Source organism: Puia dinghuensis (assembly GCF_014642875.1).
GTDB classification, from domain to species: Bacteria; Bacteroidota; Bacteroidia; order Chitinophagales; family Chitinophagaceae; genus Puia; species Puia dinghuensis.
The window spans coordinates 479,825-502,196 of record NZ_BMJC01000005.1 but is presented as its reverse complement, the minus strand read 5'-3'; the positions used below and the strand labels follow the sequence as shown (position 1 = coordinate 502,196).

The following is a 22,372-nucleotide window of genomic DNA, read 5'->3' as shown; positions in this document are numbered from 1 at the left end:
GAGTAATTTGCATCGGTAGAGTAGGAATTTAGACCGTTGGTGTCTTGGTATCGGAGGGGAGACCTGTCATGAAAATTTTTGTTCTTACGCTTTGTTTGCTGGGCTGTTTTGGGGCTATGGCGCAGACCTGTACCGGAGGGCTGGGTGACCCTATTGTAGATATTACATTCGGGCAGGGAATAGCGCCCGGGCCCCCGCTGGCGGGAGGGATAACGAACATGACGTGGGTGGACAACCAGTGCCCCAATGATGGACAATATGCGATATTGAGTCACACGTCGGGTTGTTTTGGTTATACCTGGCTGGACATCCAGCAAGACCATACCGGCAACCAGGCCGGATATTTTATGTGTATCAACGCTTCCTATCAGCCCAGTGATTTTTATGTTCAGACGGTGAACGGGCTTTGCGGCGGGACGAGCTATCAGTTTGCGGCGTGGATATTAAACCTGGCGGCCCATCCGGGGCAGATATTGCCCAATGTTACCTTTCACATAGAGAAGACCGATGGTACGGAGCTGGCGACCTATGGAACGGGGGATATCAAGCAGTCGAACACGCCGGTGTGGAACCAGTATGCTTTTTATTTCAATACGCCGCCCGGCATTTCCACGGTGGTGTTGAGGATGACCAATAATGCACCCGGGGGCATCGGCAATGATCTTTGCCTTGACGATATTACTTTCCGGACGGCAGGGTCGTCGGTTCAGCTGAATGCGGCCGGCTTTCCCAGCGACAGCATCACGGTTTGCGACTATGCGCAGCAAGTGATGAACTTCAATGCGCTGGTGGAGAGCTGCTATCCTTCGCAGCAAGAGCAATGGCAGGAAAGCACCGATAGTGGTGCGAGCTGGTCCGATATTTCGGGGGCGACGACTAATACGTATACGCGGAGTACCACTGCGCCGGGTGTCTATTTGTACCGCCTTCTTGCCGCACAGACGGGGAATATCGGGATTTCCACCTGTGAAGTGGCTTCTAAACCTATTATGGTCGATGTCATCCGGAAACCGTCGCCGGTGGTGTCGATCACTGCTTCGTTGCCTACCATTTGCCAGAATCTTCCGATAACCTTCACCGCTGCACCTATTGATGGGGGTGGGCAGCCTGTGTATCAATGGCTGGTGAACGGGCAGCCAGCGGGGACGGACTCGACGGGGTTTACTACCGTTGCTTTGCAAAACGGGGATGCAGTGAAGTGTGTCATGACCAGTGATGCCGCTTGTGTGTTGAATCCGATGGCGGTGTCCAATACGCTGGCTTTGCCGGTGGTGGCTGTGCCTGTGCAAGGGGTCAGCATTCAGGCATCGGCGACGTCTATCTGCCAGGATAGTCTTGTGCAGTTTGTGGCCGTGCCCTCCAATGGCGGTAGTGCTCCTGCTCTTCAGTGGCAGGTGAATGGAGTGGATACGGGTAGTGGCGGGCCGGTTTTTAGCAGTGCCGGGCTGAAGAATGGGGATGTGGTGAACTGTATTATGACCGGCAGTCTGACCTGTAGTCAGCCGGTGAATGCTGATCAGCCTGTGGCGATGACTGTTTATCCTTTGCCGGAGGTGCGGTTGGATTCGGCGGTTGTGATCGGCGGGGGAACGAGAGTTCGATTGACGCCGGTGGTCAGTGCGGATGTGGTGAGGTGGGATTGGAATCCTGCCATGGGGTTGGATGATGCTTTGGCGGCTGATCCCTGGGCTTCGCCGGTGAGTACGACGTTGTACCAGGTGACTGTGACGACGGCGGAGGGCTGTCATGCTTCGGCGGCAGAGTGGGTGGAGGTGTATTATCCCTTGCAGATGCCCGGGGCATTTACTCCGAATGGGGATGGGCGGAATGATGTGTTCCGGGTGCCGCCTGCCTTTCCTGTGACGATACTTTCTTTTTCTGTTTATAACCGCCAGGGCGCGCAGGTGTTCTATACGACCAATGTGGCGGAAGGGTGGGATGGAAGATTTAATGGCGCTGTTCAGCCTTCGGGTGTGTATGTGTGGGAGCTGGTATTTGTCAACCCGTTGACGAAGAAGGTAGAGGGGAGGAAGGGGACGGTAGTGTTAGTCCGGTGACCGGAGCAGATCCCATTATTATTTGTACATTGAGAGTATGAAAAAGATAACCTTTCCTGTACTGCTTTTCTTACTTTTTGTTGTTAATGGTGTGGCGCAACCCGGGGGATTGCTGGTGGCTCCGGGGGTCAGGCTGCCGGAGGATCCGGCCGTTCGGACGGGGCTTATTGGGAGTCTTACGGGTTGGCTGGAGCAGCGGAACAAGCCTGACAGTTTGAATGCTTATCTGTTGCGGGAAGAACTGCCGGTGATGTCCGTGTTGATGGATGAATTGCGTAACATCGACTGGTATATCAAGCGGGATAGTGCGAAAAGCTGTCGATGTTATCTGGGTAATCTTTCGTCGTTGGATAGTTTGCGTTGGCTGGCACAGGTGAACTATATGGAAATGCGGGGGGATACGCCGATGCTGAGGGCCTGCTGTACGGTGCTGACCCGGCGGGTCGGTGACAGGTGGGTGGTCTCATCGATGCTGGAACCCTATACGCAGGGCTGGAAGACCAAAGCCATCGGAAACTGTTTGTTCCATTACAAAACAGCGTTGAATGCGGAGAAGGCCGCTGAATTTGTAAAGAGGATAGGGTTCTATGACAGGCGACTGGGGGCGGGAGCAACGGCGATCGATTTCTATAGCTGTGACAATTCAACGGAGGCGATGAAGCTTATTGGTGTAGACTACCGGTGGGACTATAATGGGGTAGCATTTGATGAATTCTCTTCGGACTATGGCAACCGGACCGTTGTTGTATCCGGCGAAAAACCCAGCAACGGGTTCAATGCCTGGGACCCGCATGACTGGTGGCATGGGCGGTTGCACCGGATGGTGCCGGTGGCGAAGATCAATCGCCCGGTAGACGAAGGAATGGCCTATTTGTATGGGGGGAGCTGGCGAGTCTATAGCTGGAAGGATATCCTGAAGATGATACAAGATTACAAGACGGCGCATCCTGGCGCCGACTGGCTGGCCCTTTATAAGGATGGCGTCAATTTGATGCCGCCACCCAAGGTCGTCAAGATATCCTATGCCATCAATGCGCTGATCGTGCAAAGACTGGAAAAGGAGAATGGGTTTGCCGCCTCCCTGCCCTTGTTGTGTTGTGGGCCGAAGGAGGTGGGTGACGAAAATTATTTTGCCGCGCTGGAAAAGACCACGGGCGTAAACAAGGCGGGTTTCAACGCCTACATCGATGGTTTGATCAAGGAAGCCTTGTATTGATTTTCCAATTGAGTCATCTGCAGCAGGAGGGTGTACGCAGATAGAATATCCTGCGCAAATTCCCCTTGTTTGTCCGATAAGTTGTTGGGTTTTCCTTCCAGCGCCTGCTGGGCACTGATGGCGAGTTGCTCGTCCGTCATCCTTTCCCCCCTTGATTGATAGTATTGCATTTGCTGTTGGAGGTCCTTTTTCATCGAGGCCGAGACCTTTGCTGCGAGGGCGTCGTCGCCGGCGGCGTAGCAGGCCTGGAGGAAGTAGAGCGAGTATGAGTTGTCAAAGCTCCCCCGGCTGCTCGTCAAGCCGTAGGGGAAGTTGGTGATGTCTACGTTGTGGTCGTAGTTCTCCAGGACGCGGCGGGCGTCTTCTTTACGGCCGGCGGCTGCGAGACTGCTGGCGATCTCGGCGTGGGAAAACTTTATGAAATTGAGGTAACGGCGATTATCTTCATCGAAGTAGACGCCGGGGGTGCCGGCATGGCCGTATTGGAATTTTGTCATGATGTTCTTATAGGCCACATCGTTATCTACGTGGCTATCCTCTATCGGTGTCAGCTCGTAGGTGAGCCCGCGGTTGCGGGCGTATTTTCCTAATCCGAGGGCATTTATTTCCGAGGTATTGGTGAAGCAGATGGGGCGTTGCCATTTGTTGGCGGCGATGATCGCCAGCATGGTCAGTTCGTTCTTCATTAGCATGCGCTTTTGCGGGGAGATGTCGAGGTGCAGTTGGGGAACGACCTGCTCTCCCGGATGTGCGATGCCGTTAGCCAGCACCTGCCGGGCGTCGACGGGTAGGGAGAATTTGCGGGCCGGTAGCAGATTGATGGCCGTGCCGCCCGAGGATTCCGCCATGAAACGCGGATCATCCTTTGCCAGGACGGTTGTGAAGGTATCGTAGAGGTCGTAGTAAGCATCTTTGTTATAGCCATAGGCATTCTTGTCGAAACCCGGGACGGCGTCGGTGAAGTAGACGACGGCTTTTTTGTCTCCCATGATCTCGTCAGGTGTGAAGAGCGGGTCGACGGGGGCGGCATTGTTGACCTTATAGCGCAAGGAATTGATGAGCCAGTCGGTGCCGGAGAGGGTATTGATGATGACGCGGACGTCGGGGCGGATGCCTTCCACCTCCTGGGCGTACCAGATGGGATAGGTGTCGTTGTCTTCGAAGGAGAAGAGGATGGCGTTTGGCGGGCAGGATTCGAGGTAGTCGGCGGCGAGGTCACGAGCCAGGGTCTTTTTACTCCGATCGTGGTCGTCCCATTCCTGGGACGCCATGAGGATGGGGACGGCGAGCAGGCAGAGGGCGGCGGCTGACCAGGAGGCGGCTGATCGGGGGATGCGGGGAGTGAGCCGTTGGATGAGCTGTTGGACGGCGATGACGCCGAGGCCGATCCAGATGGCGAAGACATAGAAGCTGCCGGCGAAGGCGTAGTCTCTTTCGCGGGGTTGCAGCCCGGCCTGGTTGAGGTACATGACGATGGCCCAGCCGGTGAAAAAGAACAACATTCCGGTGACGAGTGCGTCGCGCCTGTTGCGGCGATATTGCACCAGGAGACCTAACAGCCCCAGCAGGAGCGGAAGCATATAGAGCCGGTTGTATGCTTTGTTGTTTTTATGCGCGGTATCGGGCAGCTTACTTTGATCGCCGTAGAGCAGGTTGTCTACAAAGGAGATGCCGCTGACCCAGTTGCTATCCCGCGGATTGCCGAAGCCCTGGAGGTCGTTTTGTTTGCCGGCGAAGTTCCAGAGGAAATAGCGGAGATACATCCAGTTGGTCTGGTAGTTGAGGAAGTATTTTATATTATCCGCCATGGTAGGGTTGTCCCCATCGACCATGCCGGAGAATTTTTTATAGGTGTCGATCTCGCCGCGGGTGTTGTCGCTGCTGTACATCCGGGGGAAGAGGTGGGAAGAAGGGCTGTGGGCCCAGTCCTGGGCGTATTTTTTCCCGGTGACCTCGTAGCGGTTCTCGCCTTTTGCATATTGGTCGCCGGCTTCGACGGTGGGTGGCGGGTCGGTGAAGTCCGGACCGTAGAGGATGGGCCAATCGCCATAGGTCTCGCGGCTGAGGTAACCTACGAGACTGACGGGGTTGTCTACGTTATACATGTCCACGGGAGTGTCGGCGTTGCTGCGGATCATCGTCGTGAAATAGGTGGAATAACCCAGTAGCATAAATGCGGCGCCCCAGAGACCTATTTTGAGATAATACTTGTTGCGTCTTACTGCCCAGCGGATGCCCATTATGAAGGCGGCGGCCAGCAGCACGAAGAAGGTGGCGAAGCCACTGAAGAAGGGCAGGTTGAGGGAGTTGACGAAAAAGACATCGAAGTTGCCGGCCCATTTGATCGTATATTGGATGACGACTACCTGCACGAAGCCGGTGATGGCGCAGCCGATGAGGAAGGCAGCCAGGGTACCCAGGCGGGTGGGGCGATAGCGTTTGAAGTAGTAGACCATCACGATGGCGGGGATGGTCAGCAGGTTGAGCAGGTGGACACCGATGGAAAGGCCCATCATGTAGAAGATGAAGATGAGCCACCGATCGGCGCCGCGCTTATTATCGGTTTGATTTTGTTCCCATTTGAGGATGGCCCAGAAGACGATGGCGGTGAAGAAGGCGGAAGAAGCATAGACCTCGCCTTCGACGGCGCTGTACCAGAAGGAGTCGCAGAAGGTGTAGGCGAGGGCGCCGATGGCCCCTGCGGCTAATATGGTGAAGGTTTGTTGGCTATCGGGCTCTTTGGTTGTATCGGTCTGCACGAGTTTGCGTGCAAAGTGAGTGATGGTCCAGAACAGGAAGAGGATGGACAACCCGCTGGCCAGAGCGCTCATACAATTGACGGCACGGGCAGCAGTATGCGGATTATCGCCGAAGAGGATGATGAAGAAACGACCCATGAGGATGAAGAGCGGGGCTCCGGGGGGATGGGGGATCTGGAGCTTATCACAGGATGCGACGAATTCGCCGCAGTCCCAGAAGCTGCCGGTTGGCTCCATGGTGAGGATGTAGACGGTACAGGCAATGAGGCCTACGATCCAGCCGGTGATGAGATTGAGGCGTTGGAAGTTGCTTTGAACGGCGATTCCTTTCATATGAATGGTTATGCGATTTTCCTCCAAAGACGGTGCCGGTTACCAGACGGCGGAGGATCAAGGGTTTAGAATGCGCGCGGACAGGGGAATGTACGGTTTTGATACAACGATTGTATTAAATGGTTACATTTATCCCTCGATTGCTAATGATTAAAAAATTGCTGCCATGATCTCTTCGGAGTTTTCTTCTCTTCATGATCCTACCTTTAATCGTCTTTTTGACAGGTATAAGCACTTTTATTATCGGCCGGCGGGGTTGTTAGCAGCGCTGGTATTGATGAGCCAGCTGGTTATGGCAGCAGGGCGGAATTATTATGTCAACGATGGCGGGGATGACGCTGCGGATGGCAGCCGGATGCATCCCTGGAAGACGATTGTCCGGGTGAACCAGCTGAGGATCCAGCCGGGGGATTCTGTGTTCTTCCAGGGCGGAGGCTCGTTTGAGGGCGTGCTGCGGGTGGAAGGCGAGGGTGGGAGTGCTGCGCATCCCGCCTGGATCGGTGTTTATGGACAGGGGGCGGCGACCATCATGGCCGGTGATTCTTCGGCGGTGGTGTGTTATAAAGCGGTCTGGGTCCGGCTGCAGGGACTGCGGCTGGTGGGTGCGGGCCGGAAGAGCGGGAATGTGAAGGAGGGGCTTGCGCTGATCGAATGTGAGCAGGTGAAAGTCGATGGAGTCGATATAAGCGGTTTTCAGAAGGCCGGGCTGCTGATCTATGCTTCGAAGGAAGTAGCGATCACGCGGGTATATGCCCATGAGAACGGCGCGGCGGGGATCAACGTGGAGGGATCGGCGGGTAAACTTTCGTGCCGCGATCTGACGATCGTCGATTGCCGGGCGGATGACAATCCCGGTGACCCGACAAATCTTACTAACCACAGCGGCAACGGTATCGTCGCGGGTCATTGTACGAACCTGTTGATCGACCAGTGTTCGGCTACTAATAATGGCTGGGATATGCCCCGTATCGGGAACGGCCCGGTAGGTATTTGGTGTTATGAAGCCGACAGTGTGACCATTCAAAACTGCCTGGCCTATCGGAATAAGACCTCGGTAGGCGGCGCTGACGGCGGCGGGTTCGACCTGGATGGCGGGGTAACCCATTCCATTATTCAGTATTGTCTTTCCTATGAGAACCAGGGGGCGGGGTATTGTATCTTTCAATATTGGCTGGCCAGTCCCTGGTATGACAATATCATCCGGTATAATATCAGCGAGGATGACGGCCTCGTCTCCGATTCCCGTGGGGGGCTTTATATCTGGAACAGCAGTGGAGACAGCGTTCAATTCCACGATTGCCAGGTGTATAATAATACGATTTACAATACCAGGGAGGCGGCAGTCAGTTTTTCCGAGAAGAGCGCGCACAAGGGATTTGTTTTTCATAACAACATTTTTGTGGGGAGCGACAGCCTGATCCGGGGTCAGCGTTGGGGTGGCGATGTGTTTCGGGCGAATGCGTGGTGGGTGCTGCATGGGGAGGATAGTCGTCATGCCGATGCGGCGGAAGGCGGGAAGGCAATGTATGTAGACCCGCGGCGTTCGCTGTTGAAGGGGGTAGGTGCGGGGTGGAAGAAGGGAGAGCGGCGGGTTGGGGCGAATTTTTAAGAAGATGGAAAGGCGACATTTTATAAAACAGACGGTTGGGGCGGGCATCGCTTTGCATCCGTTGGTTCGGGGTGTGCGTGGTATGGGGGTGGGGCCGATAGTCGGTCCGAAGCGGCCAGTGTTTGTTTACAACAACTGGTCTGCGTATGACGAGCTATCCGACAAAGTGGTGCAGACCGAGGTGCTGGCCATGCGGGAATTGGGTGAGATGCTGCGGTTACGCGATGGAGGTGTCAGGTTGGATTATTATGTGATGGACGCCTTCTGGTTCGACAAGATGGGTGGTTATCGCACCTGGCACAGGGAGCACTGGCCTAACGGTCCGGACAAATGGCTGGCCGACTGCCGGGAGCATGGTATCCGGCCGGGTATGTGGTTCTCGACTAATCTTATTGCTACACATGATGGGCGATTCCTGGAGCCGGTGGCCGAGTGGAAGGATTCGATAGCCACCGACCCCAATATCCTTTGTCTCTTCGAAGGTGGGTATCTGGCGCATCTTGCCGATACGTTGCAGCTTTGGTATGATCGGGGGGTGCGGCTGTTCAAGTTCGACTTTGCCTATTTCGAGGCGGTAACGCCGGCGAGCAAGAGCAAGTTTACGTTGGAGGAGATAAAAGAAAAGAATAAGACTGCATTCATGGGGATGTTGCGGCGGTTCCGGGTGCGAAACCCGGATGTGCTGATCACCGGTTATAACGGGTTTGGCGGGGAGATGGAAAATACGTTCCTGCCTTTTCGCAAGACGGTGGATGAACGGTGGCTGGAAGTGTTCGATACCTTGTATTGCGGTGATCCGCGGTTTTCGGATGTGCCGATGATGAATATCTGGCGGAGCCAGGACAACTATTCCGATCATATGGTGCGGCAGTTTGCTTTCAACGGCCTGCCGGTGCGGCGCATCGACAACTGTGCGTTTATGATCGGCACAACGGGAACCTGTTATTACCGGGCTACGCATGCGTGGAAAGGCATGTTGATATTGGAGCTTGCGCGTGGGGGATGGATGAACGTCTATCATGGTAACCTGGAGTTGTTGAATGCCGATGATGCCCGGTGGTTTGCGCGGGTACAGCGGTTATATGAGCCGTTGCAGCGGGCAGATGGAATCAGCGTATTTGGCGCGGTGCCGGGAGAGAGTAAGCCGTATGGTTTTAGTGGCCGGATGTTGGAGGGCATGGTGTATACGGTGGTGAACCCTTCGCAGGAGGTGGCGGAAGTGGAGTTGCCGTCTGCAGGCGTTACGCGGGTACTCTATGCCGATGGTGGTTTTGTGCCGACTGTGAAGAATGGGAGGTTGAGGATGGGGACGGAGCAACTGGTTGTCGTGGGTGTTGGCGCCTATGCCAGTGAGCAATATGCACTGGGGACGGATGATACAGTCCGCATTCCGCTGATGCAAGAGCGGGTGGATGTGCGGTTTGAGTCTCGTGGGAAGAATCGCGTGGGGGCGATGGTGAATGCGGTGAAGGGGAAGGGTTTGCGGATACTTTTTCAGCAATATGGGTCCGATGGGCTGCCGAGGCGCAGTTGGGGTGGGGCGCCGCCCGATGGGAAGAAGATGAATGAGCTGTTGAGAATCCGGGTGCGGCAGGGTGGGGCGGCCTTGCCGCTGGCGATAGAGAACGACAAGATGATCTGGAGCGGTTTGTCGTGGGCGGCCGGGGAATTGACGGCCGGTACGTTCGATGCTGCTTTACCATTAGATGTTGAGTGTGTGTCGGCCGAGCAGGATGAGTTGCGATTGGAGGCGCGGGTGTATGCGGTGGAATATTAAATTTTCGTGCATGAGGATATTTATTTTGTTACTTTTTGTGGGGATTGGGTTTAGAGTGGAGGCGCAGTTGATAGATACGGAGGGGCACACTATCAATGCCCACGGGGCGGGGGTACTTGCTTACAAGGGTGTTTACTATTTGTTTGGGGAGATCAAGAAGGGGGCGACGCGGTTGGTGCCCGGGCAGTCCTGGGAGGATTACCGGGTAAAGGCCGGGGGCGTCTCCTGTTATTCGTCGCATGACCTGAAGCACTGGAAATATGAGGGGGTTGCGTTGGCGCCGGAAACGCGGGACACTGGAAGTGATTTGTTTGTCGACCGGGTTATCGAACGGCCCAAGGTGATCTATAATTCGCGCACCAGGCAGTTTGTGCTTTGGATGCATATCGACAAGGATGATTACAGTTATGCGCGGGCGGGGGTGGCGGTGAGCGACAAGCCGCAGGGGCCCTACCGGTATCTTGGCAGTTGCCGGCCCAACGGGCAAATGTCCCGCGATATGACTGTCTTCCAGGACGAGGATGGGCGGGCTTACCTGGTGTATACTTCCGAGAACAACAATACGATGCAGGTGTGTCTGCTGTCTTCGGATTACCTGAAGCCGACGCCTGTTTATAAACGAATATTGATTGGTCAGCGACGCGAGGCGCCCGCTGTTTTCAAGCAGGGTGGCCGGTATTTCCTCATAACTTCTTTATGTAGTGGCTGGGACCCCAATGCGGCACGATGGGCGGTGGCGGACAGTATGTTGGGAGAATGGAGGCAGCAGGGTAATCCTTGTGTGGGGGAGGATTCGGCTACGACGTTTCATTCGCAGAGTACGTTCGTGTTGCCGGTGGGCGGGAGCGCCGGGGGCCAGGCGGGGGCGGGCTTTCTTTTTATGGCAGACCGGTGGAACAAGACCGATCTGGAGCGTTCAGAATATCTCTGGTTGCCGTTGCGGGTGGAAGATGGGCGGGTTATGATCGAGGATAAGCGAGAGAGGGTGTACCGGCGGGTGGATGCGCGGCCTTTGTCCCTGGTGAGCTATTCAATGCGTCTTCAGGAGGGAAAGGGCCGGTACTGGTCGTTTATCAGGTTTTATAATGCGAAGGATAGCCTGTTGCTGGAGTACAAGGCGGATGGAGGCGATTATACCGAGGCACCGCCGCGAACAGCATTTCTTACTGTTGGAGTTGGCGGAGATGGGCAGTTGCCTGCCGTGGACAGTGTGCAGGTGACTGTCGATGTTGGAGAGAAGGCGGTGAAACATGAGCCGTTGTGCGATGTGCGGCAGTATCTGCGGCCTTTCTGGAAGGGGGATACCGTTTTTAATGAAACGGTGTTATTGTACGCGGCAGAAGGGGCGGAGGCCAGTGGGCGGTTGCTGTATCGGCCGGACCGGATCCTGGCCGTGCGTAGTTATGGGCTGGATACGATCTACCGGGAAGGTGTCGACTATAGCGTGAGGGGGGATTCGATAGCCCGGCTGCCAGGTTCGGCTATGCGTTTCCGAGCGGACAGCTCTTTTGACCGTCAGCGGGACCTGGCCTGGTATAACCTGCAATCCCAATGGGTGGTAGTTACCTATACGCATCATGACAAATGGGTGGGGCCGGTGCCTTCGTATGCCGGTGATCGGTTGCCCCGGACGATGGCCTGGCTGCGTTCGGGCCGGCCGCTGGTGGTCGTCGCCTATGGGATGAGCATTACCCGCGGGATGGATGTCAGTGGTTATGACGGGGTAGCGCCATATATGCCCACTTATGTAAATATGTTTGTACAGGGGTTGCGGCAGCGGTATCCCCGCACGCCTATCCGGCTATACAATGCCGGTCTCCCCGGCTCTACGGTAGCCTGGGGTGCGCAGCATGCGAGGCCGTATGTTTGTCCGTTGCGACCCGATGTCGTCGTAGTGGATTTTGGGATGAACGATTTCTGGCGGTTGACGCCGCAGGCATTTGGAGATTCGGTGCGGACTATCCTGCGCAAGGTGAGAGAGGGCAACCCTGGGGTGGAGTTTCTATTATTGGCGAATATGGGGTTCGACCCGGATTATGTACTTAACTCTGATACCTCGAAGGCCTTCTATATGGGTAACCTGGCTGGATATGCCGGGGAACTGCGCCGGCTGGAGGGAGAGGGTGTAATAGGCCTGGATATGCATGCCATCAGTGATGTGCTTTACCGGCGTAAGAAGGCAAAGGATTGCCTGGTGAACCCATTGCATCCCAATGATTATATGGCGCGATGGTATGCACAGGGGATGTTGGCCTTACTGGGGTATTAGCGGCGCGAGGGCTCAGGGGGTGGGCTATCGGGTGAGATCGTGGAGGTGGAAGATGGGGGTGAGGTCGGCGAAGTTGGAGTCTTTGAGGATGTTGACGATGATACGGAAAGGGGCGCTATTGTCGGCGAGATTGGAGAAGAAAGCGATGCTGAGTCCGTCGCCGGGTAGCTGTACGACGAAATTAGTGAAGCCTGATGTTCCGCCGGAGTGAAAGAGGATGAGGGGTGGACCGGGAGTGAGGAACCAGCCTGCTGCATAGTACGATCCGGGGTTGCCGGTGATGGGGAAGCGAAGTTTTTTGATAGCCGCGGAGAGATTGATGAGGGTATTGTGTTGAAGGGCGCGGGTCCATTTTGCATAATCATTTAGGGAAGTGTAGACACCGCCGTCACCTTTTGTGGCGCTGGTGATGCTTTGATCGTTGGGGTAGCCCATGGCACGGCGAGGGATTCGGGCGCCGGGGACATAGACGGTGCTGCTGTCCATGTGCAGGGGAAGAAAGATGTTGTCCCTGATGTATTCGGGATAGGATTTGTGCGAGGCTCGTTCGATGATGAGGGCCAGGAGGCAGAAGCCGGAATTGCTATAACGGAAGCGGCTTCCGGGTGGAAATAAGGTGGAGTCGTGGGTCGAGAGCAGGCGGAGCACGTCGGCGTCCAGCACCTGGGTGGTCTGTGATGTGGGGATGAGGTCTTCGTAGTCGAGGATGCCGGAGGAATGGGTGAGCAGGTGGCGGATGTGCACCTGATTGCCGACGCGGGTAGGGAGTTCGGGCAGCCAATGGCCGATGGGGTCGTCGATGTGGAGGACGCCGGCTTTTTCCAGCAGGAGGATACCCATCGCGGTGAATTGTTTTGTCACCGAGGCCATGCGGAAGTTAGTGGTGGAGTCGAGGGGGTGGGTGGCGTTGCGATAGAGGGGCCGGCCGTTCTTTTCGATGGACAGGACGAAGCCGGGGCTGTCTGCGGGCTGGTGGTGGAAAAAAGAGTCCAGCCGGCTTATGAAGGCCGGCTGGGCGTATAGAAAGGGTGACGTAAGTAAGAGGATGAGGCCCGTGAGGAATCTCATGCTCTGAAGATACAATATTTTATTTACAGTGGTTCGATGGACATGCGGATAGATTTATCTTTTGTGTTGTATTCCCTCACCGCTATGGAGCCTTCCTTTGCCGGCAGGACGGCCACGAGATTATTTCCGTCCTTGTGGAGGATGGTACGAGCGACCTTTTTCTGGTTGACATTGTAAATGTCGATATCCTTTGCCTTATCGATGACCAGGAATTGGGTGCGGGTGGCCGAATTGTTCAATTTGAAATAGCTGTTCGGGTCATAAAAGTAGATGGCATCTCCGCCCTGGAAGTAAATGCTTCGTTTGGTGGGGACGGTCGTTGCCAGGCTTAGTTTACCGGCGGCGTCCTGTTTGACCAGCAGTACGTCGCGAACAGCGAATTTATGGGTTCCTGTACCGAGCAGGAAAATGGGCGGAAGGATCAGGGGTGAGGTGATAACAGCAGCGGTGATGGTGCCCCATTTGGTTTTACGGACGACCCCGGATGCGGCGAAAATGGTGTTGCCTTCATAATCCTTGAAGGCCCGCTCGACATAGGCAAATTCGCGTGGCTCGGCGTAATAGCCGTATTTGTCCATGATGCTCTGGGCGCCGTCATCCCAATAGGAGAACTGCGCCTTGATATCTTTTTTTGTGTGGCCTTCGAGATTGATGGTAAAGAAGCCACAATAGGGGCTTCGGGCGAGATCCTTTCCGGCGACGTATTTGTTGCCGCGACGAGGGTCGATGACCATGCCTGCGACATAGGGTTTCCCGGTGATGGGGTCATTTTCGAAGGCCAGCGGTTTGAGGGAGTTGCCTTTTTTATCTTTCAGGAGAAATTTGGGATAGACGGTGGAGTCGAATACGTTGTAGCTGAGAATCGCGAAGCCGCCTTCTTTCATTTCTTCTTTCGTTTTTATAAGCAGGGAGACCTCGGGGCCGGAGGTAAGCATATTTACGGCGGTTACATCCTCTTTTATGGGTTTCTGCCATATCAATTGGCCGGCGGTGTTGAAAACGACGAGGTTGTTCTTGTTGTCGTCGCCATAAAAGCAGGCGAATCCTTTGCCGGTGATATTCTTAAGCTCTACTGCGTGTTTGAGTTTCCCGTTGCCAACCACTTTCCGGCTGCTGCCCCACACCTGGTCGCTTTCGGGCTTTATTTCCATTTTTATGGTGCTGGTTGCGATAACCTTGCCACTGAGGTTGAGGAATTGGGTGAAGAGGGCTGTCCTTGCGTTGTCGACGTCCCGGCGGAATTCCTTTCCATTCCGGTATACTTTGCCTACGAAATTACTTTTTATATACGTCAGGCAGAGGACGTCCTGGTCGAAGGAGACCCCTTTGAGGTTGAGTTTTTCATCCCGGAAATTGACGGTGCCGATGTCATTGAGGTTCTCGTCCATGATGGAGAGACGGTAGTTGAAGGAATCGGCGCTGGCTTTTTCCAATTGGGTGAAGGTGAGGTAGCCGACAAGGTTGTTGTCCTGGATGATGGGTTCGGACTCTTGTTCCATGTCTTCGGCGACGGCTTTAAAGACTTTTGTCTGCGCGTGCGCTGTAGTTGCGGTTAACAACAGGAGTGTCAGTAGGCGGAGTAGGGTTTTCATGCTATTTTTTTTCGAAATTTTGTGCTAGTTCATTGTACATGCTATTGCCGTTGCCAGTAGTGAAGAGATGGGCGGCGCGAGCCTTGTTCTTATCCGAGTCATCGGGGTCGAGGGCCAGGGTGAAGACAAAAGACTTGAGGTCTTTTTCGGCTGAGGGCATATTCTTCCAGAAACCTTCGTTCTGCAGGTTCTGGCAGGCCTGTTTGAGGTTGTCGCGGGGCATCTGTTCGAGCAGGGTCTGCAGGCCGTAGTAGTCTTTGGAGATGACTTCTTTTGGCACGATGCCTATGGCGTTGAATCGGTTGAGCATACGGTCGGCGTAGTAAAGGCCGGCGAAGATGTTGCTAAGCATGAAATCATACCAGATGTCGGTGTTGCCCTTGTCCTTTATCAGCAGGATGCGGTAGAGGCAGGGGGTAAGGCTCATGCTGGAGTACATATTCCACAGAAGCATCTTATTGGCCTTATCCTGGATGGAAGCCGGGATGGGCGTGAGATGGGGGTTGAGCGTGGTGAGGGAGTTGGTCTTTTTATACCGATCGACGCAGTCAGGGTGGGTCTTCAAGGAGTCGGCCAGGGTGGTGGTATCCGAGAAGGAGTAGGCCCGGGAGGAAAGGCCGTGGGTCCGTTTCTGCGTCCAGGCTTCCTCGTAAGGGAGGTGATAGGCGGTGAAAAAGGCAGAGAGCGAGTGTTTCAGTGGCTGCCGGTATTCGAGATCGGAGCTGTCCAGGCGCAGAAAATAATTCGCCTGGAAGGCGATGCCGCTTTTTTTCAGCAGGATGATGGCCAGGGAATCGGCTTCACTCTCATGATAACGCTGGTGGCGGCTGCGGCTGAACGTATAACCTTCTACTACTTTTTTCAGCCGGGACAGGCGTTCGTATTTGGAGTCAATGACGGCATTGAGCGATTGGCGGTATTCGTCGGAGCTGAGCCATTCGGCCTTTTCGTACATGGCGTTCTCCACGTGGTGGAGGATGTTATGCGACATTTCGTGGGCGATGGCCAAGGCCAGCTCTTCGCGGGTGGTGGCATAGGTGATGATGCCCAGGTTGACGGCGAGGACATTGCCGCCTGTGGCATAGGCGTTGACCGAGGGGCTGCGGTCGATGAGAAGGAAAGGTTTTTGCGGCACCAGCTGCCGGTTGGCATCGGTTATCTGCCGGACTATGCCATCAATATAGTTATAGACCTCATTGTCATGCACATAGTCGTCGTTGTTGATGGCGTCAACGATGCCGTCGGTGCGTACGTCCCAGATGTCTTTGTATTTTTTCTGAGCGGCCTTGTCTTTGAAGGAGTTGGGGCAGACCCAGGCTTTTTTCAGGGAATCGCGCTGTTTGCTATAGTAGAAATGGGACAGGTCCTGATAGGAGTACAGGGAATTGGATTGTGCGAAAGCGCCGGTTGCTACAAGTACAATGGCGGCGCAGAGAGATAGGTGCATCTTACTAACGCTCATTAGGTTTACAGATAGGTTGGGTGGATAACGAAAAAAAGGTAAAAATATTGGGGTAGATTTTCAGGATCAGGGTGTCATATTAAAAAATTGTTTGCTTATGAAATTCAAAACTATCACATGGGGGCATTCCTGTGCCTGCCTTTTCCTGGTGCTTACCGCCACTTTTTCCTGTAAAAAAGATATTCATTCTTCTTCGCCCGATGTCAAAACGACGCCGCGGGCGACTACCTACAACCTGGTGTGGGATGACGAGTTCAACGGCAGCAGTGTGAACACTAATAACTGGAACATCGACATTGGCAATCCGCACGTCAACAACGAGCAGGAGTCGTATCAGTCTGCCAATGCGACAGTGAGCAATGGTAATCTGGTGATTACGGCCATACACCAGCAGAGCCCGGATGGTCAGCCGTATACGTCTGCCAAGCTGGAGACGTACAACAAGTTTTCCACCACTTATGGGCGGATCGAAGCCCGGATCGCGCTGCCGATGGTGCAGGGCACCTGGCCGGCTTTCTGGATGCTGGGCACCGATATCAACACGGGGACGCCGTGGCCGGACTGCGGGGAGATCGACATCATGGAGCATGTCAACACCACCAACACCATCCTGGGGACGATGCACTGGAATGGCGGCAACGGGCATGTGCAATATAGCAACAGCACGACCACTACGCCTGGTAGCTTCCATGTTTATGCTGTAGAATGGGATGCTAATGGTATACGCTGGTATGTGGATAACAGCCTCTATTCGACAGGGAATATTCAGAACAATATCAATAATACGGGCGCTTTTCACAATCCCTTCTATATCATTCTTAACTTAGCGATCGGCGGGAATCTGCCCGGCAACAACATCGATAACGGCAGCCTGCCGACGCAGATGCTGGTGGATTATGTGCGGGTGTACAGCATGAACCCGAATTCCGGTCCGCCAATTGGGTCAACGATCAAGATCATGGGGAACAACAATGATTTTGTGAGCAGCAATAATGGATCGGGTCCCATCACCTGCGACAGGACTGTAGCACAGGGATGGGAACAATTTACGGTGGTGGATGCCGGAAACGGAAAGATCGCGCTGCGTGGGAATAACGGCAATTATGTGTCTTCGGAGAACGGGACGCAGGCGATGACATGTAACCGGACGACATTCCAGGCATGGGAAGAGTTTAACTGGATAGATAATGGGGACGGAACATTCTCGTTGCAGGGAAGCAATGGAAATTATGTTTCGTCAGAGAATGGGGCGTCGACAGGGATGAATTGTAATCGAACATCAGCGGGTCTATGGGAAGATTTTCGTGTAGTAAATTAATAAGCTTTTTGTTGTTGTTGACTGGGCAGTGGGCCAGTGGGCAGGGGGTGGAAGCCGTCGTCACGGGCGGTTATCACCAGGAAAACCTGCGCTGGTCCATTGCCGGCAACAGCGCCGGGACGAACCCGAACATTTATTCCGAGCTGAAGTGGCGGCATGTCGGTGGACTGGCCGTCGATGCGGCCCTGCGTTATGGGATGGGCCGGCGGTGGGTGTTCTTTGCGGAAGGTTCACGGGTCTTTACCAGTACGGGCCGGGTCTCGGACATGGATTACGCCGGGAATAATCGCACCTTTCCGTTGTATAACCAGAATTTTAATGGTGGTAATGGATATAGTTATGCATTTGCGGCGGGGGCCGGCTACCGGTTATGGACGAGTGGGCGGTGGCGGTTTACGCCGTATGTTGGCTATGGGGTAAGCGGGCAGCATCTTACGATCACGGATCCAGGCGGGTTGTATGATTTTCTCAATAGCAGTTATCAGACCTCCTGGTACGGACCGTTGGTGAGAGGTGTCGTGTCGTGGACGCCAGGAGGGAAATGGGAGGTGAGTGGGGTGATCACCTATCACCAGGTGAATTACCGGGCCGATGCGGATTGGAACCTGATCTCGGCTTTTAGTCATCCCCTCAGCTTTCGTCACACAGCAGATGGGTATGGGGTGGAAGGGGAGCTGGGAGTGCAATATCGTGCGGGGCGATGGTTGACTGTTTTGTTGGCGGCGAAGGGTTTTACCTGGGCGACGGGTAAGGGTATCGACGAGCTATACCATCCTGATTCGCCTTCGCAGCAAACACAGCTTAATGAAGCAGCGCTATCCGGATTTGGGTTGCGCGCAGGTGTAAAGTGTAGATTTTGAAAAGATTAATGGTTTTGGGGCTGTTGCCGTGACAGGGAATCGAGGGCGGCCTGCATGGTCTGGTTCCTTTTCTCGAGGTTCTTCATCCGCTGTTCCTGTTTCCAAATCACATATTGATATTGTTGGGAGTCATTTAGAAAACTATAGATGCGGACATCGGCTTCGTGAAAGATATCATAGCGGGCTTTGCCATCCAATTTCTGATCCCCGGATGGGTGCTCCTGGAGGCTGTCGAGGGCGATGTTTTCGGCTAGCAGAACGGAGTTGAGGCTGATCACCTGGTCTTGCGACAGATCGATCCTTTCCTGGAGGGCTTCCAATTGGTGGACGGCGCGTTGGGTGGGTGGCGCTTTTGGCGGCTGTACGACCTGCGTGGTTTGCGTCGACGGGTTGCCGGGTGGTGGGGTTTGGGCTTCTGCCGTATAGACGGCTATAGTGGTTATACAGGCTAAAAACAGGTTGGATATTTTCATAACCAGGTTTGGTCAAAGATACGTTTTTTGATCTTTATGAGCCAGGCTGGGGCTGGGTTGCCTGGAGTCTTTTTTCCATTGCTTTCTCCTGTGCTTTTTCCCTTTGTTGTTGTTTCCACTGCTGGTATAAGGGTTTCTGCTGATCGGTGAGCAGGGCGTTGATCTTTTGGTCTGCGTCGCGGTTGATGTCGCGGCGGGAGCGGTTATCGGTGCGCGCATCGCTGGAAGGGTTGTTCCGGATGCTGTCGAGGGCAACGTCGCGGTTGATGAGGATGACCTGGAGTTGCTGGACCTGGTCTTCCGACAGGTTTAGTTGTTGTTGCAATATTTGCAGCTGATGAGCTGCCTGCTTTGCAGGGGAAGGTTTTTTCTGAGGTTGCCCGGTTGTGTCGGGGGCCTGGGCGTGAACGATAAGGTTGAGGCCGAGGACAAACATAATGAACCCGAGGGATCGCTTCATTTGTAGCAGATTTACAGCTATAAGATGGAATATTAACGAAAAGGTTTAATCATTGTTGTTTTAAACCTTTGGCAAGCGGCAGCTTCCAAACTGGACAAAATTCCTTTTCGATGAAAGTTGTGATCAAGATGGCCGCTGTCGTCCTGGCGGCAATGGGAGGATATTTCCTGTTGAGTGGGTTTATGGCAGTACCGGTATCGCCGCATGTGCTTTCCGGGACCCGGATCCCGCCGCTGTATCATTTCCCTTATCGTCAGGCGGGGCTTACGGAGCGGCAGGCGGCGGCGCACCTGCTGAGCAGGTTTACTTATGGGGCGAGACCTGGTGAAGTGGATGCGGTTGTGCAGATGGGATTGGAAAGCTGGTTTGCCCGGCAATTAGAAGCGTCGCTGCCGGATGATTCGGTTGACCGGCGGCTGACACAGTATGATGCCCTGACTCTTACCAACGAAGAAGTAGCCAATACCTATCCGCGCAACGGGCAGGTGTTGCGAATGGCCATCCGGGATGGCGTGATCGACAAGGATTCGGTAAAGGTGGATCGTGCGGCCTATCGGGATGTTTTACAAAATTATATGCAGGAGAAGGGTTATAAGCGGGAGCAGGAGCTGTTCAGGCAGTTCTGTTGCCAGAAGATGCTGCGGGCGGCCTACTCCGAGAACCAGTTGCTGGAAGTGATGACGGATTTCTGGTTCAACCATTTCAATGTTTCCATTACCAAGAATGATTGTGCTGAATTTATTCCGGCATACGAGCGGGATGTGATCAGGCCGAACGCGCTGGGACGGTTTAATGAATTGTTGTTGAAGACAGCCAAATCGCCGGCGATGCTTTATTATCTGGATAATTTTATCAGTAGTGCGCCAGTCCAAAACGACACATCGGCGCAGCGGGCGCGGGGACTCAACGAGAATTATGCGCGGGAGGTGATGGAGCTGCATACGCTTGGTGTCGATGGTGGATATACCCAGCAGGATGTGACGGAGGCGGCGCGGGTGTTGACCGGTTGGGGTGTTTACCCGATAGGAGAGTTTGCGAAGGCCGGGAGAGCGGCCCAGCTGAATCGGTGGACGGATGAGCAGATAGCACGACGTGGGTTTGTGCATGACGGGGATTTCTTCTTCAATGCCAACAGGCATGACAAAGGGGAGAAGGTGGTTCTTGGGCATGTCTTCCCGGCGGGCGGCGGATACCAGGAAGGAGTTGACCTTTTGAATATGCTGGCGCATCAACCTGCCACAGCGAAGTTTATCAGCCGGAAGATTGCTGTTCGATTTGTCAGTGACGATCCGCCAGCTTCGCTTATCGACAGGATGGCAAAGACCTTTATGGAGCGGAATGGCGATATCCGGCAGGTGTTGATCACAATGGTGTCGGCGCCGGAATTCTGGAGTCCTTTGGCCTTACGTGAGAAGACGAAGTCGCCATTCGAGGTGGCCATTGGCGCGGTGCGTGCGTTGAATGGGGATATCCGGCAGCCGATGCCTTTGTACAATTGGGTTACAAGGATGGGAGAAAAGGAGTATTATTACATGGCGCCTACCGGTTATCCCGACCGGGGCACATACTGGATCAATACGGGTTCTTTATTGAACCGGATGAATTTTGGACTGGCGCTGGCGGAAGGGCAGATACCGGGGTTGCAGATCAACCTGCTTGCTTTGAACAATGGCCATGAGCCTGAGAGTGCAGAGGCGGCCCTGCAGGTGTATGGACGGATATTGCTGCCCGAGCGCGATCTGACGGCGACGGAAAAGCGGGTGGGGCCGATGCTTTACGATAAGGGGTTGGCGGAGACGGTGGGGATCATTATTGGATCACCTGAATTTCAAAGGAGGTAAATATGATAACCAGAAGAGGTTTTTTGAAGGGTAGTGGCCTGGCACTATTTGGCGTAGGCCTGATGGGTGGTATCCCGGGTTTTCTGGCGGAAGCCGCGGCGCGTGACAAGAGGCTGATGCTCTATAAGGGGAAGCGGGTGCTGGTGTGTATCTTCCAGCGTGGGGCGATGGATGGGTTGATGGCCGTGACGCCTTTTTCAGATACCTGGCTGCAAGCGGCGCGGCCTGGCTTGTCGTTGCCGGCCGTTGCGGGCGGGCGGGGTAGCTCGCTTATCGACCTCGATGGACGTTGGGGGCTTCATCCCGGTCTGAAGGCATTCGAGCCATTGTTCCGGGAGGGCAGGCTGGGGATTGTCCATGGCATCGGCAGTCCCAACAATACCCGCAGCCATTTCGATGCGCAGGACTATATGGAATCCGGTACTCCTTTCAACAAGGGGACTGCCAGCGGCTGGCTCAACAGGGCTGTGGGACTGCTGGGACATGATACGCTGACGCCTTTCACTGCAGTGAGCCTTACCCCGGCGTTGCCACGGTCGTTTTATGGGGAACACCCGACAGTGGCCATCAGCAACCTGCAGGACTTTGCCATCCAGCTGAAGGGGAACCCGGCAGGCGCCAATGTGGCGGCGAAAAGTTTTGAGGAGCTGTACGATCAGACCTCGCCGGGGTTGCTACATAATGCGGGGAAAGAAAGTTTTGAAGCAATGAAACTGTTGCAGCAGGCCGATCTGCGGAACTATGTGCCGGCCAACGGCGCCGTATATCCCAATAGTCCACTTGGCAATTCGCTGCGGCAGATAGCACAGCTGATCAAGATGGATGTAGGACTAGAGGTGGCCTTTACCGAGTCCAACGGCTGGGATACGCATTTCAACCAGGGCACTGACAACGGCATCTTTGCCAGGAATGTAGCCGATCTCAGCAATAGTATTGCCGCTTTCTGGCGCGATCTCGACGCCAACCAGGATTATGTGACGGTGATGACGATGACGGAGTTTGGGCGGACGGTGCATCAGAATGGGACGGGAGGAACGGATCATGGCCGCGGCAGCTGCAATTTTATTCTCGGTAATAATGTTGCCGGGGGCAAGGTCTATGGAAATGTACCCGAGTTGGCGATGGAGAATCTCGAAGATGGCCGTGACCTGCCGGTGACGACGGATTTCCGGAGTGTGTTCAGCGCGGTGGCGGATGCGCATCTGCGGATCTCCGATGATAAAGTATTATTTCCTGATTGGGTTGGATCGAAGGCAGGGGTGATGAAAGTGGGTTGAG

The 22,372-nt window shown here is 54.6% G+C and carries 15 protein-coding genes; 9 read left to right on the top strand and 6 right to left on the bottom strand.

Features of this window, described 5'->3' with window-relative positions; all coding sequences use genetic code 11:
• Positions 1 to 68 precede the first annotated feature (68 nt).
• Complete coding sequence (locus IEY39_RS23660) at positions 69 to 2,057, top strand: T9SS type B sorting domain-containing protein (protein WP_188936373.1); 1,989 nt, start codon at positions 69 to 71, stop codon at positions 2,055 to 2,057.
• Between the two features lie 37 nt (positions 2,058 to 2,094).
• Complete coding sequence (locus IEY39_RS23655; RefSeq protein WP_188936372.1) at positions 2,095 to 3,273, top strand: hypothetical protein; 1,179 nt, start codon at positions 2,095 to 2,097, stop codon at positions 3,271 to 3,273.
• On the opposite strand, the gene IEY39_RS30100 is transcribed toward IEY39_RS23655, so the two are convergent.
• Positions 3,237 to 6,365 carry a glycosyltransferase family 117 protein gene (locus IEY39_RS30100; RefSeq protein WP_188936371.1) on the bottom strand — a complete coding sequence of 1,043 codons (3,129 nt, stop codon included), beginning with the start codon at positions 6,363 to 6,365 and terminating at the stop codon, positions 3,237 to 3,239. The two genes, IEY39_RS23655 and IEY39_RS30100, sit on opposite strands and share 37 nt — an antisense overlap.
• 166 nt (positions 6,366 to 6,531) lie before the next feature.
• On the opposite strand from IEY39_RS30100, the gene IEY39_RS23645 reads away from it, so the two are divergent.
• Genes IEY39_RS23645 through IEY39_RS23635 form a run of 3 tightly spaced genes read left to right on the top strand, consistent with a single transcriptional unit; the run spans position 6,532 to position 12,020 of the window.
• A complete protein-coding gene (locus IEY39_RS23645; RefSeq protein WP_188936370.1) occupies positions 6,532 to 7,974 on the top strand; it encodes a right-handed parallel beta-helix repeat-containing protein in 1,443 nt (480 codons plus the stop codon).
• A gap of 4 nt (positions 7,975 to 7,978) precedes the next feature.
• The gene (locus IEY39_RS23640) at positions 7,979 to 9,751 is read left to right on the top strand and encodes an alpha-galactosidase (RefSeq protein WP_188936369.1); all 1,773 of its coding nucleotides are present in this window, start codon (positions 7,979 to 7,981) and stop codon (positions 9,749 to 9,751) included.
• A 10-nt stretch (positions 9,752 to 9,761) separates the two neighbouring features.
• Entirely contained in the window at positions 9,762 to 12,020 is a 2,259-nt protein-coding gene (locus IEY39_RS23635; RefSeq protein WP_188936368.1) for a family 43 glycosylhydrolase, read from the top strand.
• A gap of 24 nt (positions 12,021 to 12,044) precedes the next feature.
• On the opposite strand, the gene IEY39_RS23630 is transcribed toward IEY39_RS23635, so the two are convergent.
• The 3 genes from IEY39_RS23630 to IEY39_RS23620 are packed head-to-tail and all read right to left on the bottom strand — an operon-like array spanning position 12,045 to position 16,142.
• A complete protein-coding gene (locus IEY39_RS23630) occupies positions 12,045 to 13,088 on the bottom strand; it encodes a serine hydrolase domain-containing protein (protein ID WP_188936366.1) in 1,044 nt (347 codons plus the stop codon).
• A 23-nt stretch (positions 13,089 to 13,111) separates the two neighbouring features.
• On the bottom strand, positions 13,112 to 14,680 hold the full coding sequence (locus tag IEY39_RS23625; RefSeq protein WP_188936364.1) for a DUF6770 family protein: 1,569 nt from the start codon (positions 14,678 to 14,680) through the stop codon (positions 13,112 to 13,114).
• Between the two features lies 1 nt (position 14,681).
• Positions 14,682 to 16,142 (bottom strand): M48 family metalloprotease, encoded by a 1,461-nt coding sequence (locus IEY39_RS23620; RefSeq protein ID WP_229689059.1) that lies wholly within the window; start codon positions 16,140 to 16,142, stop codon positions 14,682 to 14,684.
• Between the two features lie 97 nt (positions 16,143 to 16,239).
• Between IEY39_RS23620 and IEY39_RS23615 the strand changes: the two genes are divergently transcribed.
• Complete coding sequence (locus IEY39_RS23615; RefSeq protein ID WP_188936362.1) at positions 16,240 to 17,460, top strand: family 16 glycosylhydrolase; 1,221 nt, start codon at positions 16,240 to 16,242, stop codon at positions 17,458 to 17,460.
• Between the two features lie 8 nt (positions 17,461 to 17,468).
• Positions 17,469 to 18,320 carry a hypothetical protein gene (locus tag IEY39_RS23610; RefSeq protein WP_188936360.1) on the top strand — a complete coding sequence of 284 codons (852 nt, stop codon included), beginning with the start codon at positions 17,469 to 17,471 and terminating at the stop codon, positions 18,318 to 18,320.
• A 5-nt stretch (positions 18,321 to 18,325) separates the two neighbouring features.
• Here IEY39_RS23610 and IEY39_RS23605 read toward each other — a convergent pair whose 3' ends face one another.
• Positions 18,326 to 18,793, bottom strand: a complete 468-nt coding sequence (locus IEY39_RS23605) for a hypothetical protein (RefSeq protein WP_188936358.1) — start codon at positions 18,791 to 18,793, stop codon at positions 18,326 to 18,328.
• Between the two features lie 34 nt (positions 18,794 to 18,827).
• Positions 18,828 to 19,253, bottom strand: coding sequence for a hypothetical protein (locus tag IEY39_RS23600; RefSeq protein ID WP_188936356.1), 426 nt, complete (start codon positions 19,251 to 19,253; stop codon positions 18,828 to 18,830).
• 110 nt (positions 19,254 to 19,363) lie between these two features.
• On the opposite strand from IEY39_RS23600, the gene IEY39_RS23595 reads away from it, so the two are divergent.
• Together IEY39_RS23595 and IEY39_RS23590 are read left to right on the top strand one after the other, a co-directional pair.
• On the top strand, positions 19,364 to 21,094 hold the full coding sequence (locus IEY39_RS23595) for a DUF1800 domain-containing protein (protein WP_229689058.1): 1,731 nt from the start codon (positions 19,364 to 19,366) through the stop codon (positions 21,092 to 21,094).
• Positions 21,095 to 21,096: 2 nt separating this feature from the next.
• Positions 21,097 to 22,371, top strand: a complete 1,275-nt coding sequence (locus tag IEY39_RS23590) for a DUF1501 domain-containing protein (RefSeq protein ID WP_188936354.1) — start codon at positions 21,097 to 21,099, stop codon at positions 22,369 to 22,371.
• Position 22,372: the final 1 nt, after the last annotated feature.

What these genes read in the sequence shown, in the direction of transcription:
- IEY39_RS23660 (WP_188936373.1), top strand. Translation starts at nt 69, where the DNA reads ATGAAAATTTTTGTTCTTACGCTTTGTTTGCTGGGCTGTTTTGGGGCT.
- IEY39_RS23655 (WP_188936372.1), top strand. Translation starts at nt 2,095, where the DNA reads ATGAAAAAGATAACCTTTCCTGTACTGCTTTTCTTACTTTTTGTTGTT.
- IEY39_RS30100 (WP_188936371.1), bottom strand. Translation starts at nt 6,365, where the DNA reads ATGAAAGGAATCGCCGTTCAAAGCAACTTCCAACGCCTCAATCTCATC.
- IEY39_RS23645 (WP_188936370.1), top strand. Translation starts at nt 6,532, where the DNA reads ATGATCTCTTCGGAGTTTTCTTCTCTTCATGATCCTACCTTTAATCGT.
- IEY39_RS23640 (WP_188936369.1), top strand. Translation starts at nt 7,979, where the DNA reads ATGGAAAGGCGACATTTTATAAAACAGACGGTTGGGGCGGGCATCGCT.
- IEY39_RS23635 (WP_188936368.1), top strand. Translation starts at nt 9,762, where the DNA reads ATGAGGATATTTATTTTGTTACTTTTTGTGGGGATTGGGTTTAGAGTG.
- IEY39_RS23630 (WP_188936366.1), bottom strand. Translation starts at nt 13,088, where the DNA reads ATGAGATTCCTCACGGGCCTCATCCTCTTACTTACGTCACCCTTTCTA.
- IEY39_RS23625 (WP_188936364.1), bottom strand. Translation starts at nt 14,680, where the DNA reads ATGAAAACCCTACTCCGCCTACTGACACTCCTGTTGTTAACCGCAACT.
- IEY39_RS23620 (WP_229689059.1), bottom strand. Translation starts at nt 16,142, where the DNA reads ATGAGCGTTAGTAAGATGCACCTATCTCTCTGCGCCGCCATTGTACTT.
- IEY39_RS23615 (WP_188936362.1), top strand. Translation starts at nt 16,240, where the DNA reads ATGAAATTCAAAACTATCACATGGGGGCATTCCTGTGCCTGCCTTTTC.
- IEY39_RS23605 (WP_188936358.1), bottom strand. Translation starts at nt 18,793, where the DNA reads ATGAAAATATCCAACCTGTTTTTAGCCTGTATAACCACTATAGCCGTC.
- IEY39_RS23600 (WP_188936356.1), bottom strand. Translation starts at nt 19,253, where the DNA reads ATGAAGCGATCCCTCGGGTTCATTATGTTTGTCCTCGGCCTCAACCTT.
- IEY39_RS23595 (WP_229689058.1), top strand. Translation starts at nt 19,364, where the DNA reads ATGAAAGTTGTGATCAAGATGGCCGCTGTCGTCCTGGCGGCAATGGGA.
- IEY39_RS23590 (WP_188936354.1), top strand. Translation starts at nt 21,097, where the DNA reads ATGATAACCAGAAGAGGTTTTTTGAAGGGTAGTGGCCTGGCACTATTT.